This window comes from Stenotrophomonas sp. YJH_SMC_10 (assembly GCF_059371555.1).
On the sequence record NZ_JCAFUS010000006.1, the window covers coordinates 59,663 to 74,037 of the forward strand.

The following is a 14,375-nucleotide window of genomic DNA, read 5'->3' on the forward strand; positions in this document are numbered from 1 at the left end:
TCTTGTGGAGGCCGCGTGACGGTCGTAGAGTTGGCCCTTCGTTCCGGGATGGATCGGGAGGTTGGCGATGTACCGCATCATGACGATCGCGTTGCTGCTGGGCCTGTCTGGCGCTGTTGCCGCCAAGCCGGAGAAAGCCGCTGTACAGATGGACCGGCAGGGCTCGGTCGCCGAACAGATGCGCCAGGTGGAAACCGCCCTGGCTGCCCCCGACTATGCCGAACTGTCTGCCGAGGATCGCGGCCAGGTGCAGCAGTCGCTGTCGCGCATCCGCCAGCACCTGGGCGAGCGCCAGACCGTGCAGGAACTGCCGCCGCAGCTGCAGGCCGAGGTGTTCAACGAGCAGGAGCGCATCAACACCCTGTTGGCGCGCGGCCACGAAGACAGCCGGCAGATCTGCAAGTACGAACGCACCACCGGCAGCAACATGCCCAAGAGCCGCTGCCTGACCGTGGCCGAACGGCGCCGGATCGAGGAGAAGGGCAAGGCGCTGATCAACGACCAGCGCAGCTACAACATGCTCAGCCCACCGCCCGCCGGGCGTTGAGCGCGCACGGGCCTGTGGTCTCGCCGACCGTGCCGTGACGGCGCGTCGGCGATAGCGCAGGATCGATTTCCACTCATGGAAGAACCTGGAGGTAACGATGCAGCGCATGATTCCCGTCGCCCTGATGCTGGGCCTGGCACTGGCCACCACCGCCCACGCCAAGCCCGAGAAGGCACAGGTGAAGTTCGACGCCAATGCACCGGTGGCCGAACAGATCCGCAGCGTTGAGGCGGCCATCAACAGCGAGGACTACAGCGAGATCGGGCTGGAAGACAAGAGCCGCGTGCAGCAGGCGCTGGGCCGCATCAAGATCAAGATGGGCGACCACGAACGCATCGAACAGGTCAGCCCGCAGGACCGCACCCAGATCTTCAACGACCAGGAAGTGATCAACACGATCATGACCCGCGCCCACGCCGACAGCCGCATGGTCTGCCGTCGCGAGCGCACCACCGGCAGCAACATGCCGCAGAGCGTCTGCCTGACCGTGGCCCAGCGCCGCAAGGCGGAGGAAGACAGCCGCAAGGCGCTCAACGACGGCCAGCGCTTCAACAACTACAAGCCCTGAGCACTGTCGCGCGGGCCGCGCGCGGCCATCGGTCACCCTGCCGTGCGTCCCTTGTGGACGCATCGGCGGAACCGTAAAGTCGAGACCCTATTCATGGACGAACATGGAGCTCGTCATGTACCGCAACACTACGCTCGCCCTGATGCTGTCGCTCGGCCTGGTGGCCACCGTGCAGGCCAAGGCGCAGAAGGACACCGTGCAGATGGATTCCTTCACCCCGGTGTCCGAGCAGATCCGCCGCGTCGAAACGGCCATGGGCAGCGAGGACTACAGTGAAATCGGGCTGGAGGACAAGAGTCGCGTGCAGCAGGCGCTGAACCGGATCCGGATCAAGATGAATGGCCGCGAGAAGGTGGATGAGCTGGCGGCGCAGGAGCGCAACGACCTGTTCAACGAGCAGGAGATCGTCAATACCATCATGACCCGTGCCCAGGCCGACAGCCGCATGATCTGCCGTCGCGAGCGCCTCACCGGCAGCAACATGCCGACCAGTGTCTGCCTGACCGTGGCCCAGCGTCGCAAGGCCCAGGAAGACAGCCGCCAGGCGTTGACCGACCAGCAGCGCATCAGCCGCTGACCCGCCGCCGCAGGGGCCTTGCCCGGTGTCGCCCCGTCGGTACGAAATGTTAAGAATGGAACCTGTATCGTTCAGCAGGTAGACGTCGCGTCCACCCGCACAGGGGCATCCTGAGCGGGTGGGCCTGGCCCCCCGACGACCCTTCAAGAACCAGAGGTCCCAGTGCGCATTCTCGTAATCGAAGACAACAGCGACATCGCCGCCAACCTTGGCGACTACCTTGAGGATCGTGGTCATACCGTGGACTTCGCCGCCGACGGCGTGACCGGCCTGCACCTGGCCGTGGTCCACGAGTTCGACGCCATCGTGCTGGACCTGAACCTGCCGGGCATGGATGGCATCGAAGTGTGCCGCAAGCTGCGCAACGAGGCGCGCAAGCAGACCCCGGTGCTGATGCTGACCGCCCGCGACTCGCTGGACAACAAGCTGGCCGGTTTCGATTCCGGTGCCGATGACTACCTGATCAAGCCGTTCGCGCTGCAGGAAGTGGAAGTGCGCTTGAACGCGCTGTCGCGCCGCGGCAAGGGCGTGCAGACCCGCGTGCTGGAAACCGGCGACCTGGAATACAACCTGGACACGCTGGAGGTGCGTCGCCAGGGCAAGCTGCTGCAGCTCAACCCGACCGCGCTGAAGATCCTGCAGGCCCTGATGGAAGCCGCGCCGGCCGTGGTCACCCGCCAGGAGCTGGAGACCCGCGTCTGGGGCGAAGAGCTGCCCGACTCGGATTCGCTGCGCGTCCATATCCACGGCCTGCGTGCAGTGGTCGACAAGCCGTTTGAAGTGCCGCTGATCCAGACCCGCCATGGCATCGGATACCGCATCGCCACCCCGGAAGCCTGATTCCGTGGCAACCAAGGGGGAGCGCCGGCGTTCGCCGTACCGGCGGCGCCTGCGCAGCCGCATCATCGTCTCGTTCGTGTTGTTGGGCTTCTGCCTGACGACGCTGTTCGCGTTCGCCACCAACTGGGCCCGCATGCGCGTGGAAAACCAGCTGGTCGAAGACGTGATGAACCGCAACATCAACGAGTACGTGCGGCGGTTCTACGAGAGCCCCGACCGCAACCCCGACCTGCCCGTGCAGCAGATGCGTGCGCGCCTGGTCAAGCCTGACAAGTTCGAGGCGTTGCGCGAAGAAGAGCCAGATTGGGCCGCGCTGCCCGATGGCAATCACAACATCTCTGGCGTGGACGAGCGCGGGCAACCTTATGCGTACAAGCTGGCCGTGCGCAAAACACCCGACGCCTGGGCGTTCCTGGCCTACGACATGACCGACAGCGTGCGCGGCGGGCAGCAGCTCAACCGCGCGCTGGTGCTGTCGGTGCTGGTGTTCAGCCTGCTGTCGCTGGTGCTCGGCTGGTGGTCGGCATCGAAGGTGATGAAGCCGGTCTCGGACCTGGCTGCGCGGTTGCGCGCCTATCGCGGCGGCACCAGCGAGCCCGAGCCGCTGGCGCCGCGTTTCCCCGATGACGAAGTGGGGCAGCTCGCGCAGGCGCTGGATGACTATTCGTCGCGGCTGACCGAAGTGGTGCAGCGCGACCGTGAGTTCAATGCCGACGTCAGCCACGAGCTGCGCACGCCGCTGGCGGTGATACGTGGCGCCACCGAGCTGCTGCTGACCCGGCCCGGCCTGGATGAGAAGGTGCTGCAGCGTCTGCAGCGCATCCAGCGTGCCGAACAGCAGTGCAGCGACCTGATCGGCGCGCTGCTGCTGCTGTCGCGCAATGAGCGTGGGCAGGGCACCAGCAACGTCGCCCGCGTGGCCGAACAGCTGCTGGATGCGCACCGCGCACAGCTGGGCGGCAAGCCGCTGGAGCTGGTACTGGAAGGCGAGCGCAACCTGGTGATCGATGCGCCGGAGGCGGCCTTGTCGGTTGCGCTGGGCAACCTGATCGGCAACGCGGTGAAATACTCGCAGGATGGCGAGGTGCGCGTCTTTGTCGGCAGCAATTCGGTGTCGGTGACCGACAGCGGCCCGGGCCTGAGCGAAGAGGACGCCGCCAAGCTGTTCCAGCGCGGCTATCGCGGTACGCACGCCGGTCATTCACAGGGCGGTGGCATCGGCCTGTCGATCGTCAGCCGCCTGTGCGATCTGTATGGCTGGCAGGTCAGCGTGCGCCCCGGTGGCGAGCGCGGCGTGATCGCCACGCTGACGTTCTCGCCGAAGCCGTTGTAAGGGCGCCTGCTTGGGTGGGTGCCGACCTTGGTCGGCACGAATCCTGCCGACCTCACAACGCGCCCTGTGTCGCTAGTGCCATCGAATTAACTTCGCAGGCGTGATGGACCAGAAGCCCAACACGACATCACCGTGACCGTTGCCACGTAGCGCGCGTGTCCGCATGCACGCATTCGTACACCCAACTGCGGCTTGAGAATTTCCTTACAGATCACAGCGCTACGTGATGGCCAGATGGGTCGGCCGGGGCAGGTGCCCTGGCCGGGATTGGCGTCCTGAAAAAAACCTTCAACTCAAGCGCTCCGGGTGGGCTGCGGCTCATCATGGACAATGCACCGCCTGCCTTGTTTCGGCGGATGGTGCGTGGGGATTCATCAGAATCCGCTGGAGTCTTTTTCCTCGCGCTTGAGTTGTTGGGTCTCCGGTACGCCAACCCGCACCGTCCGCCACCTCGCATCCGCAGGTGGCTCGTCGTCTGCGAGGAGATTCACCATGTCCGCACGCCCCTTGTTCCCCCAACTGCATGCCCTGATCGGCGAAGCCGCCAACCTGCTGCCGGCCGACCTCGCCGAGCGCATCGAAACCCTGCTCGACGATCCCAAGGATCTGCTGCCTGCGTTGCTTGCCCGCATGGACGGTCGCGATGCAGCCGACGGGCGGCGCCTGGAAGCACAGGGCCTCAGCCCGGCCCAGGCGGCCACCATGGCCGGCCTCAGCCGCACCCTGGCCGGCTTGAATGCACTCATGCAGGTGCTGCACGCCGCCGAAGCCGCCCGCGAACAGGGCGGCGCCCACCAGCAGCTCAGCCCGGATGTGGTCGACGGATTGCTGCTTGGCGCCCGGGAACTGGCCCGTTATGCCCGCCTGCAGCTGGAGTAGGTCCACGCCATGCGTGGATGCGCTTCGGTAGTGCCGGCCGCTGGCCGGCAGCCGAGTCGTCCAGTAGATCCACGCCACGCGTGGATTCGCTTTGGTAGTGCCGGCCGCTGGCCGGCAACCAGGCCTCAACCCCCAGCCAACCCCAGATAGCGCTCATGCAGCGCCTCCACCTGCGCCTGCAGGCCTTCCGGGTGGCCATCGTTGACCACCACATCATCGGCCAGCGCCAACCGCTGCGCGCGGCTGGCCTGGGCGGCGATCATCTTGTTGGCCAGCGCGGCGTCGATGCCGTCGCGCTGCATCAGCCGGGCGTGCTGCACCGCTTCGGGCGCATCCACCAGCAATACCCGGTCCAGCCACGGGTAGGCCTGCCGCCCACCGACCTCGGTCAGCAGCGGGATGGCGGCAATCGCATAGGGACTGGTGGCCTGCACGCACTGCTGTTGCATCAGCAGGCGAATGGCCGGGTGGGTGATCGCTTCCAGCTCGGCCCGTTCGGTCGGGTCGGCGAATACATGGGCACGCAGGCGCGCCCGGTCCAGGCTGCCATCCGCCTGCAGCATGCCGGCGCCGAAGCGCTCGGCGATACGGCCCAGGGCGGGGCTGCCGGCAGCAACCACCGCACGGGCGGCCAGGTCGGCATCGGCCACCACGATGCCCAGCGCCTCGAAGCGCCGGGTCACCTCGCTCTTGCCGGCGGCAATGCCACCGGTCAGGCCAACCACATACCCGCTCATGGGGATTCCCCTCAGCGCAGCCCGCTCAACACCAGGTACTGCTCCACCACGGGAGCGCCCCACATGAAGTACAGCCAGCCCGCGATGGCCAGGTAGGGGCCGAACGGGATCGGCGTGGCGCGGTCACGGCCCCGGGTGTACAGCCAGATCGAACCGATGATGGCGCCCAGCACCGACGACAGCAGGATGATCGGCAGGATGCCCTTCAACCCGCACCAGGCGCCGAGGGCGGCCAGCAGCTTGAAATCGCCGTGGCCCATGCCTTCCTTGCCGGTCAGTTGCTTGAACAGCCACCAGACCATCCACAGCGACAGATAGCCCACCGCCGCGCCGACCAAGGCAGGCTTGGCCGGCATGTACAGGTTGTCGATGTTGCCTATCAGGCCCAGCCACATCAGTGGCAGGGTCAACTGGTCGGGCAGCAGCTGGGTGCGCAGGTCGATGCCGGACAAGGCGATCAGGAAGCAGGTCAGCACGATGGCGCCGAAGCCCTGCCAGCCGAAGCCGAACTGCCAGACGCAGGCCAGCACCAGCACCGAGGTCAGGGCCTCGACCAGCGGGTACTGCAGCGAGATCGGCGCCTTGCAATGGCGGCACTTGCCGCCCTGGATGATCCAGCTGAACAGCGGGATGTTCTCGTACCAGCTCAGCTTGTGCTTGCAGTGCGGACAGTGCGAGGGCTCGACCACGATCCCCGGTGGTGGGGGCTCGTAGAAGTCCGGTTCTTCCAGGACCTCGCGCGCATCGCGCTTCCACTGCCACTCCAGCCGCTTGGGCAGGCGCAGGATGACGACGTTGAGGAAACTGCCCAGCAGCAGCCCCAGGGCGGCCGCGGCGGGGTAGCCGAGGCCGGGATGCTGGTCGAGAAATGCCATGTATTGATTATCCGACGACGGAAGCGAGCTTGAAGATCGGCAGGTACATGCCGATGACCATGCCGCCGACGATGGTACCAATGATTACCATGATGATCGGTTCCAGCAGGCTGCTCAGGGCGTCAACGGCATTGTTGACCTCCTGCTCATAGTACTCGGCCACCTTGAACAGCATAGCGTCCAAGGCGCCGGCCTCTTCGCCGATGCCGGTCATCTGGATGACCATGTGCGGGAACAGGGCGGTCTGCTTCATGGCCATGTTGACCGGGTACCCGACCGAGACGTCGTCGCGCATGCGCAATACGGCATGCTCGTAAACCGTATTGCCGGTGGCGCCTGCCACGATCCCCAGGGCCTCCACCAAAGGCACGCCGGCCTTGAAGGTGACGGCGGTGGTACGGGCAAAGCGGGCGATTGAGCTGTTGTGCATGATCTGCCCGATGACCGGCAGCTTCAGGACCAGTCGGTCCATGCTGTGCTGCATCTTCGGCGACCGTTTATAGGCGGCAATGAAGCCCACGATCGAACCGATGATGACCAGCAGGATCAGCCACCACCACGAGACCATGAACCGCGACATGTTGACGATCATCTGGGTGAAGGCGGGAAGGTCCGCGCCGAATCCCTTGAACACGTCCTCGAACTGCGGCACGACCCAGACCAGCAGGATGCCACTGACCAGCAGGGCAACCGCCAGCACCATGGCGGGATAGAACATCGCCTTCTTGATCTTGCCCTTCAGGGCTTCGATGTTCTCTTTGTAGTTGGCGACAGTGTCCAGCACCGTCTCGAGGACGCCAGCGCCTTCACCAGCCCGTACAAGGTTGCGGTAGAGCTCGTCGAACTGCACCGGATACTTGCTGATGGCCTCATAGAGTGACGAGCCGCCTTCAATATCGGCACGCAGGCCATCCACCATCTTCTTCATGCGCGGGTTCTTATGCCCGTTCGCAATGATGTCCAGCGATCCCACAATGGGTACGCCCGACTTCATCATGGTAGCCATCTGGCGGCTGAAGAAGGCGATTTCCTTCGGCGTGATCTTGCTGCCTGCAGCGCCGAACAACGGCTTGGGTTTGGGCTTCACTGTGCCTGGGGTGATGCCTTGACGACGTAGCTCTGCTCTCAGCAGGTTCGCATTCTTCGCGGTCTGCTCACCCTTCATCTTCACGCCCCGCTTGTCGGTCCCCTCCCAGACAAACGGCTGCAGCTCCGTGGTGCTGCGCGCCACGGGCTCCTTCTTGATCGCACTGCGACTGACAGACATATCGGCTCCCCAAGACCCGCCATCCCCAGGCGGGCGTCTAGCCGTCGATGGTAGCGGGTTCATGCCCGTCTGGGCAGTTGTTGGGGGCACCATCATGCGAATTCGTGCCAGGTGCCGACCAAAGGTGACGCACTGCGTCACATTGCCGCGTCCATCGCAGATTCGCATCGGGGGGGTTCCCATCCGTGAAATAGCTGCCATCATGGGCGCGGGGAAATCCAGGGGGAGGCGTGCCGGGGTTGGCACGCAACCTGCGTTGATCCACCCGCAGGGGGCAGGACCCGCTCAGCTGGCCGCCGGCCAGACCGATCCTGTGCTCTGAAATCAACCACCACTATCTTGGGGATGTATCAAATGAAGAACCAGAAGGGCTTCACCCTTATCGAACTGATGATCGTCGTTGCGATCATCGCCATCCTGGCCGCCATCGCCCTGCCGATGTACCAGGACTACGTGGCCAAGTCGCAGGCTACTGCTGGTCTGGCGGAAATCACCCCGGGCAAGACCCAGGCAGAAGTGCTGCTGAATGAAGGCAAGGCCTTCGACAAGACCCCGGCGCAGATTGGCCTGAAGAACTCGGATCGCTGCGCGATTACGGTTGACGGCGATGCGACCGCTGGCACCGCAACGATCACCTGCAAGCTGTCGGGTAATTCCAAGGTTGCCAAGGGCTCGCTGGCTCTGGCTCGTGCAGCAGATGGTACCTGGGCTTGCACCGCGACCGATCTGGACGCTAAGTACATCCCGGGCGGCTGCAAGTAATAGCTAGCAGCGGTTATGGCAAAAGGCCCCGTATATCGGGGCCTTTTGTTTAATGGCTAATAAAATGCATAGGGGCAGACATCTCGTGAACAAGTCTCTCATTGGGGAGGGGGGCATGAAGCGAAGCAATGGCTTTACGTTGATTGAGCTGATGATTGTCGTCGCAATCATCGCAATCGTCGCTGCGGTCTCCATTCCAATCTATATGAACTATGTGTCGCGGGCGCAATTGGCCGCCGCGCTTTCCGACATACGCCCAGGAAAGACCACGCTTGAAGCAGTGGCGCAAGACAGCAGGAACGCTGCTGACGTTACTGCCGCATACATTGGATTGAAGGTGACGGAACGTTGCTCCGCAGTAAAGGCTGAGCTTACTGATGCCGGGGTGGGAAGCATCGCATGCACGGTGAGCGGAGGCGGAGCAGTGCAAGGCAAAGATCTCATCCTCCGCCGCGCAGCCGACGGCACCTGGACCTGCGACGGCAGCGCCTTCGAAGCGCGCTATCGCCCAACCGGCTGTTGATCACACTTCGGCCTGCCAATGGGATGTTGGCGGGCCGTTGACGGGGCTATCATCCCCGAGGGAGTCAGGATCGTGCCTGCCGGGCTGGGAGTGCCGGGCGAGGCAGTCATGCTGAAGGATTGGCGTCGTCGTCGGCCATCGGGTCGCGGCAGGTTCTGCTGCCCTGTGCGGTGCCCTTGGAAGGCGCGCCGCACTGCCTGACCCATGATGAGCCAAGGATCCATATGAATGCCGTAACCACCGTCAATCTCGTCGGCATCACCGGCCTGGCCCGTCGCCTGGTCCAGGATGGCGCCTTGGACGAGGCTTCTGCCCGTGACGCAATGGCCAAGGCCGCTGCCGCCCGCCAGCCGCTGCCGACCTGGTTCGCGCAGAACAAGGTGGTCGGGGCGGCCCAGTTGGCGGCCGCCAACGCGGTCGAGTTCGGCATGCCGCTGTTCGACGTGTCCACGTTCGACGCCAGCCAGAACGCAATGAGCCTGGTCAGCGAGGAACTGCTGCGCAAGCACAACGTGCTGCCGCTGTTCAAACGCGGCGGCAAGCTGTTCGTGGGCACCAGCAATCCGACCCATTCGCTGGACGAGATCAAGTTCCACACCAACCTGGTGGTGGAGCCGATCCTGGTGGATGAAGACCAGATCCGCCGCACGCTCGAGCAGTGGCATGCCAGCCATGACACGCTGGGCGACGCACTGGGCGGTGACGACGATGGCATTGGCAACCTGGATGTGTCCGGCGGTGACGAGGACATTCCCGGGGGCGGCGACTCCGGCATCGATGCCAAGGGCGACGACACCCCGGTGGTGAAGTTCGTCAACAAGGTGCTGGTGGACGCGATCCGCAAGGGCGCCTCGGACATCCACTTCGAGCCCTATGAAGACGACTATCGCGTGCGCCTGCGCATCGACGGCCTGTTGAAGATGGTCGCGCGCGCGCCGGTGAAGCTGAACCAGCGTATCGCCGCACGCCTGAAGGTGATGGCGCAGCTGGACATCGCCGAGAAGCGCGTGCCGCAGGACGGACGCATCAAGCTCAACCTGTCCAAGACCAAGCAGATCGACTTCCGCGTGAGCACCCTGCCGACCCTGTTCGGCGAGAAGGTGGTGCTGCGTATCCTGGACGGCAGCGCGGCCAAGCTGGGCATCGACAAGCTGGGGTACGAGCCGGACCAGCAGAAGCTGTTCCTGGACGCCATCCACAAGCCCTACGGCATGGTGCTGGTGACCGGCCCGACTGGTTCGGGCAAGACGGTGTCGCTGTATACCGCGCTGGGCATCCTCAACGACGAGACGCGCAACATCTCCACCGCCGAAGACCCGGTGGAAATCCGCTTGCCCGGCGTCAACCAGGTGCAGCAGAACAACAAGCGCGGCATGACCTTCGCCGCTGCACTGCGCTCGTTCCTGCGACAGGATCCGGACATCATCATGGTTGGCGAAATCCGCGACCTGGAGACGGCCGAGATCGCGATCAAGGCGGCCCAGACCGGCCACATGGTGCTGTCCACGCTGCACACCAACGATGCGCCGCAGACCATCGCGCGCCTGATGAACATGGGCATTGCGCCGTACAACATCACCAGCTCGGTGACCCTGGTGATCGCCCAGCGCCTGGCGCGCCGGCTGTGCAACAACTGCAAGCGCCCGTCCAACCTGCCCGAGCATGCGCTGCTGGCCGAGGGCTTCACCCAGGCGCAGCTGGATGCGGGTATCGAGCTGTACGAGGCGGTCGGCTGTGACGAATGCACCGAGGGCTACAAGGGCCGTACCGGTATCTACCAGGTGATGCCGATGACCGACGAGATCGCCACGATCGTGCTGGCCGGTGGCAATGCGTTGCAGATTGCCGAGGCCGCGCAGCAGATCGGGGTGAACGACCTGCGCCAGTCGGCGTTGAAGAAGGCGGCGGCCGGGATCACCAGCCTGGCCGAGATCAACCGCGTTACGAAGGATTGAGGTCGATCCACGCCATGCGTGGATGCCGCGATGCATGAGGTTGCCGGCCAGCGGCCGGCACTACCCGTTGGTGGGCCCGCGTCGGGCCCTGTCCTTACTCCATCCCCAGCTTCTTCAGCTTGTAGCGCAGCGCGCGGAAGGTGATGCCCAGCTGCGCGGCGGTGCGGGTCTTGTTCCAGCGGTTTTCTTCCAGCGCGCGCTGGATGGCGCTACGCTCGAGCTGTTCGATGTACGAGGGCAGGGCGGCGCTGCCGGGTTGCAGGTCCACCACGGCTTCGGCGGGCGCTGCGCTGCCGGGCGTGCGCGGGGCATGCTGCGGCAGGCGCAGGTCGTCGGCGCCGATGCAATCTTCCTCGGCCAGTGCCAGCGCGCGTTCCAGGATGTTCTCCAGTTCGCGCACGTTGCCGGGGAAGGCGTACTGGGCCAGCGCGTCCAACGCCGACGGCGCCAGCAGCGGCGTCGGGCGGCCATGGCTGCGGGCCAGCCGAGCCAGCACCGATGCGGCCAGTTCCGGCAGGTCCTGGCGACGCTCGCGCAGCGGCGGCACCCTCAGTTCGATCACGTTGATGCGGTAGTAGAGGTCGTGGCGGAAGCGCCCGTCCTCGACCAGTTCGGCCAGGTCCTTGTGGGTGGCCGAGAGGATGCGCACGTCCACCGGTTCTTCGGTGGCAGCGCCCACCGCGCGCACCGACTTCTCCTGGATCGCGCGCAGCAGCTTCACCTGCATCTGCAGGGGCAGCTCGGCTACTTCGTCGAGGAACAGGGTGCCGCCGTGCGCGGCCTGGAACAGCCCGGGCTTGTCGGCGTGGGCGCCGCTGAAGCTACCCTTGCGGTGGCCGAAGAACTCACTCTCCATCAGCTCGCCGGGAATCGCGCCGCAGTTGACCGGCACGAACGGGCCGGCCGCGCGGGCGCCCTGGGCGTGGATGGTGCGTGCGACCAGCTCCTTGCCCACGCCGGATTCGCCGAGGATGTAGACCGGCGCCTGGCTGCGCGCGACCTTGCCGATGGTGGTACGCAGCACGTCCATGGCCGGCGAATCGCCCAGCAGGCGTGCGCCCTGTTCGGCGGCGGGGCCGGGCGCGGGGCGCTCGGTGTTGTTCAGTTCCAGCGCGTGCTTGACCAGGCCGCGCAGCACGGCGATGTCCACCGGCTTGCTGACGAAGTCGAAGGCGCCGGCTTTCAGCGCTTCCACGGCCAGGTCCATGCTGCCGAAGGCGGTGATCATCGCCACCGGCGTGCGCGGGTAGTGGTGGGCGATCTCGCTGACCAGCTCGATGCCGTTGCCGTCCGGCAGGCGCATGTCGGTGATGCACAGGTCGTACGGATTGCTGGCCAGCAGTTCGCGCGCTTCGGCAAGGTTGGCTGCCGTACTGATGCGCAGCCCCATGCGGCCGAGCGTCAGTACCAGCAGTTCGCGGATGTCGCGTTCGTCGTCGACGACGAGGGCGCTGCGGGTTTCGTTCATGGGCGGAGAAGATAAACGAGGGGGCTGGAAGCGACAAATGCTTGACGCACGGAATCAGCTCGGCAGCAGGGTGTGCGGGCCGGGCAGCACCAGGCGGAAGCAGGAGCCACCGGCCGGAACCGGGATGTAGTCCAGCCGCGCCTGGTTGGCCCGGCACAGCTCGCGGGCGATGTACAGGCCCAGCCCGGTGCCGTGCTCGGAGGTGGTGAAGAAGGGCCGGAACAACTGTGCGGCCACACTCTCGGGAATGCCGGGGCCACGGTCCATCACGTCGATGACCGCACTGCGCTCGTGCTGCGCCACGCGCAGGCGCACCCGTGCCGGCTGCTGGCCGATGCGGCCATATTTGAGCGCGTTGTGCACCAGCACGGTCAGCACCTGGTAGAGGTGCTTGGTGTCGACCTGGGCCAGCACGGAGGTGTCACTGATGATCGGCTCGATGCTGTCGGTCTCCAGCGTCTGACCCTGCTTGTACTCCAGCACGAAGCGGCGCACGAAGGCGGCCAGGTCGACGTTCTCGGGCGTGGCGCGCTCGCGCCGGGCCAGGCCCAGCACGCTTTCGACGATGCCGTTGGTGCGCTGGCACTGCTGGCGGATGATCTGCAGCAGGCGGCGGTCGCTTTCGTTGAAGCCGGTGCCTTCTTCCAGCAGCTGCACGGCGTAGTTGATCGCGGCCAGTGGGTTGCGGATCTCGTGGGCGAGGCTGGCCGAGAAGCGGCCCATCGCCGACAGGGTGAGCGATTCGGCGCGGCGCGAGACCACGCTGGAGTCGTCCAGGAACACCAGGGCCAGGTCGCTGCCGGCCAGCAGGCGGGCAAAGCGCGGCTGCACTTCGGGCTGGTCGGGGTTGAGTTGCAGCGGCAGTTCGTCCTGCGCCCAGCCGTTGCGCCAGCGCTGCAGCCGGCGGGCGAGTTCCGGGGCGGCGCTGGCCAGGTCCAGGCGGCCGCTTTCGCCGCTGCCGTCGCTGTCACCGAGCAGCATCGAGGCGGCCTCGTTGGCCAGGGTGACGCGGTTGTCGGCGTCGACCACCAGCACGCCGGTGCGCATGCGGCGGATGATCAGCTCGTTGATCTGGAACAGGTTGGCCACTTCGTCGCCGCGCTGGTTGGCCAGTTGCTGGTTGCGGCGCGCGCGGCTGCCGACCTGGTAGCTGATGAAGGCCAGGGCCAGGTAGCTGGTCGCGAACATCGCCAGTTCGGCCAGGGTACGGGTGGGGTCGCCGCCTTCCAGCAGCTTCCAGGTGTATTCGACGCCGGTGGCGAGGCTGGCGGCCAGCGCCAGGCCCAGCCCCAGGCTGAGCGGGAGCAGGGTGGCGGCGGCGGCGATGTTGAACAGCAGCGACATCGAGATGCCGGCGCTGGCACCGGGCAGGGCATGTGACAGCAGGGTGGCGGCGACGATGTCCACCAGCACGCCGCTGACCACGATCGGGCGCAGCCAGCGTTCGTTGCGGCCGATCACCAGCGCCAGCAGCGACAATCCCAGATAGATCGCCGCAACGGTGTCGGCCAGCCGCGGGTGGTGCGCTTCGCCGACCATGGCCGACAGCGGGCTGTAGAGCAGGGCGGCGATGACCGAGGCGATCAGCACCCGGTACAGCGCGAAGAAATACAGCTCACGCCGCGGAATCGATTCGATGCGGTCGATCAATGAAGCACTGGGTGACACGCCGGAACTCCCCTTCTGGCTGCCTGGGTCTGGAATCTGCGGCGGGCCTGCCCGGCGTCCCCTGAGGCCGGGCGGGCACGTCGCTTCGATGTGGCCCGGGGTGGACGCGGCCGAGCAACCCCGACGCGACACACCCTGGCTGACCAGTATAGGGCCCCCGGCAGGGCGCCGCCGGCGCGGTTCGGATCGCGCATTTGGCCCGGGATGGATACCGGTAGCCAGCGTGCGCCCGGGCGCAACTGCCTGAATGACGGCGGAAATCTGGCCGGGTGTGGCGTTTTGTACAGACTTCTTTGCGCCCCGGCGCCGGCTCGGCCACAATAGTGGGCCCGCCGCGGTCCGTGCCGGTGCCTCTTCCAGGGGCCCTGAGGAATTG

General features: G+C 65.7%; 14 protein-coding genes. 9 read left to right on the plus strand and 5 right to left on the minus strand.

Annotation, left to right across the window (positions count from 1 at the left end; genetic code table 11):
* Positions 1-67: 67 nt before the first annotated feature.
* The 6 genes from AC5P9C_RS10025 (at position 68) to AC5P9C_RS10050 (ending at position 4,744) form a co-directional block, all read left to right on the plus strand.
* Positions 68-547, plus strand: coding sequence for a hypothetical protein (locus AC5P9C_RS10025; RefSeq protein ID WP_197640508.1), 480 nt, complete (start codon positions 68-70; stop codon positions 545-547).
* Between the two features lie 97 nt (positions 548-644).
* Entirely contained in the window at positions 645-1,115 is a 471-nt protein-coding gene (locus AC5P9C_RS10030; RefSeq protein WP_049466034.1) for a hypothetical protein, read from the plus strand.
* 115 nt (positions 1,116-1,230) lie between these two features.
* Complete coding sequence (locus AC5P9C_RS10035) at positions 1,231-1,692, plus strand: hypothetical protein (RefSeq protein WP_049466036.1); 462 nt, start codon at positions 1,231-1,233, stop codon at positions 1,690-1,692.
* Positions 1,693-1,854: 162 nt separating this feature from the next.
* A complete protein-coding gene (locus AC5P9C_RS10040; protein ID WP_005410804.1) occupies positions 1,855-2,532 on the plus strand; it encodes a response regulator transcription factor in 678 nt (225 codons plus the stop codon).
* The gene (locus tag AC5P9C_RS10045) at positions 2,495-3,865 is read left to right on the plus strand and encodes a sensor histidine kinase (RefSeq protein ID WP_049466038.1); all 1,371 of its coding nucleotides are present in this window, start codon (positions 2,495-2,497) and stop codon (positions 3,863-3,865) included. The genes AC5P9C_RS10040 and AC5P9C_RS10045 overlap by 38 nt, the downstream gene beginning before the upstream one ends.
* A gap of 492 nt (positions 3,866-4,357) precedes the next feature.
* Entirely contained in the window at positions 4,358-4,744 is a 387-nt protein-coding gene (locus AC5P9C_RS10050; protein ID WP_182068247.1) for a hypothetical protein, read from the plus strand.
* Between the two features lie 125 nt (positions 4,745-4,869).
* On the opposite strand, the gene coaE is transcribed toward AC5P9C_RS10050, so the two are convergent.
* Genes coaE through AC5P9C_RS10065 form a run of 3 tightly spaced genes read right to left on the minus strand, consistent with a single transcriptional unit; the run spans position 4,870 to position 7,623 of the window.
* The gene (coaE, locus tag AC5P9C_RS10055; protein ID WP_343541061.1) at positions 4,870-5,481 is read right to left on the minus strand and encodes a dephospho-CoA kinase; all 612 of its coding nucleotides are present in this window, start codon (positions 5,479-5,481) and stop codon (positions 4,870-4,872) included.
* An 11-nt stretch (positions 5,482-5,492) separates the two neighbouring features.
* Positions 5,493-6,356 (minus strand): prepilin peptidase, encoded by an 864-nt coding sequence (locus tag AC5P9C_RS10060; RefSeq protein WP_005418626.1) that lies wholly within the window; start codon positions 6,354-6,356, stop codon positions 5,493-5,495.
* Positions 6,357-6,363: 7 nt separating this feature from the next.
* Entirely contained in the window at positions 6,364-7,623 is a 1,260-nt protein-coding gene (locus AC5P9C_RS10065) for a type II secretion system F family protein (RefSeq protein WP_343543129.1), read from the minus strand.
* Between the two features lie 354 nt (positions 7,624-7,977).
* Between AC5P9C_RS10065 and AC5P9C_RS10070 the strand changes: the two genes are divergently transcribed.
* From AC5P9C_RS10070 to pilB, 3 genes are all read left to right on the plus strand, one after another.
* On the plus strand, positions 7,978-8,385 hold the full coding sequence (locus AC5P9C_RS10070) for a pilin (RefSeq protein ID WP_343543127.1): 408 nt from the start codon (positions 7,978-7,980) through the stop codon (positions 8,383-8,385).
* A gap of 115 nt (positions 8,386-8,500) precedes the next feature.
* Positions 8,501-8,908, plus strand: coding sequence for a pilin (locus AC5P9C_RS10075; RefSeq protein WP_343543125.1), 408 nt, complete (start codon positions 8,501-8,503; stop codon positions 8,906-8,908).
* 224 nt (positions 8,909-9,132) lie between these two features.
* On the plus strand, positions 9,133-10,863 hold the full coding sequence (gene pilB / locus AC5P9C_RS10080; protein ID WP_343543124.1) for a type IV-A pilus assembly ATPase PilB: 1,731 nt from the start codon (positions 9,133-9,135) through the stop codon (positions 10,861-10,863).
* A gap of 94 nt (positions 10,864-10,957) precedes the next feature.
* On the opposite strand, the gene AC5P9C_RS10085 is transcribed toward pilB, so the two are convergent.
* Both AC5P9C_RS10085 and AC5P9C_RS10090 read right to left on the minus strand, forming a co-directional pair.
* Positions 10,958-12,331, minus strand: coding sequence for a sigma-54-dependent transcriptional regulator (locus AC5P9C_RS10085; protein ID WP_049471425.1), 1,374 nt, complete (start codon positions 12,329-12,331; stop codon positions 10,958-10,960).
* 54 nt (positions 12,332-12,385) lie between these two features.
* On the minus strand, positions 12,386-13,999 hold the full coding sequence (locus AC5P9C_RS10090; protein WP_049471427.1) for a sensor histidine kinase: 1,614 nt from the start codon (positions 13,997-13,999) through the stop codon (positions 12,386-12,388).
* Positions 14,000-14,375: the final 376 nt, after the last annotated feature.

What these genes read in the sequence shown, in the direction of transcription:
- AC5P9C_RS10070 (WP_343543127.1), top strand. Translation starts at nt 7,978, where the DNA reads ATGAAGAACCAGAAGGGCTTCACCCTTATCGAACTGATGATCGTCGTT.
- coaE (WP_343541061.1), bottom strand. Translation starts at nt 5,481, where the DNA reads ATGAGCGGGTATGTGGTTGGCCTGACCGGTGGCATTGCCGCCGGCAAG.
- AC5P9C_RS10045 (WP_049466038.1), top strand. Translation starts at nt 2,495, where the DNA reads ATGGCATCGGATACCGCATCGCCACCCCGGAAGCCTGATTCCGTGGCA.
- AC5P9C_RS10035 (WP_049466036.1), top strand. Translation starts at nt 1,231, where the DNA reads ATGTACCGCAACACTACGCTCGCCCTGATGCTGTCGCTCGGCCTGGTG.
- AC5P9C_RS10065 (WP_343543129.1), bottom strand. Translation starts at nt 7,623, where the DNA reads ATGTCTGTCAGTCGCAGTGCGATCAAGAAGGAGCCCGTGGCGCGCAGC.
- AC5P9C_RS10085 (WP_049471425.1), bottom strand. Translation starts at nt 12,331, where the DNA reads ATGAACGAAACCCGCAGCGCCCTCGTCGTCGACGACGAACGCGACATC.
- AC5P9C_RS10025 (WP_197640508.1), top strand. Translation starts at nt 68, where the DNA reads ATGTACCGCATCATGACGATCGCGTTGCTGCTGGGCCTGTCTGGCGCT.
- pilB (WP_343543124.1), top strand. Translation starts at nt 9,133, where the DNA reads ATGAATGCCGTAACCACCGTCAATCTCGTCGGCATCACCGGCCTGGCC.
- AC5P9C_RS10075 (WP_343543125.1), top strand. Translation starts at nt 8,501, where the DNA reads ATGAAGCGAAGCAATGGCTTTACGTTGATTGAGCTGATGATTGTCGTC.
- AC5P9C_RS10030 (WP_049466034.1), top strand. Translation starts at nt 645, where the DNA reads ATGCAGCGCATGATTCCCGTCGCCCTGATGCTGGGCCTGGCACTGGCC.
- AC5P9C_RS10050 (WP_182068247.1), top strand. Translation starts at nt 4,358, where the DNA reads ATGTCCGCACGCCCCTTGTTCCCCCAACTGCATGCCCTGATCGGCGAA.
- AC5P9C_RS10060 (WP_005418626.1), bottom strand. Translation starts at nt 6,356, where the DNA reads ATGGCATTTCTCGACCAGCATCCCGGCCTCGGCTACCCCGCCGCGGCC.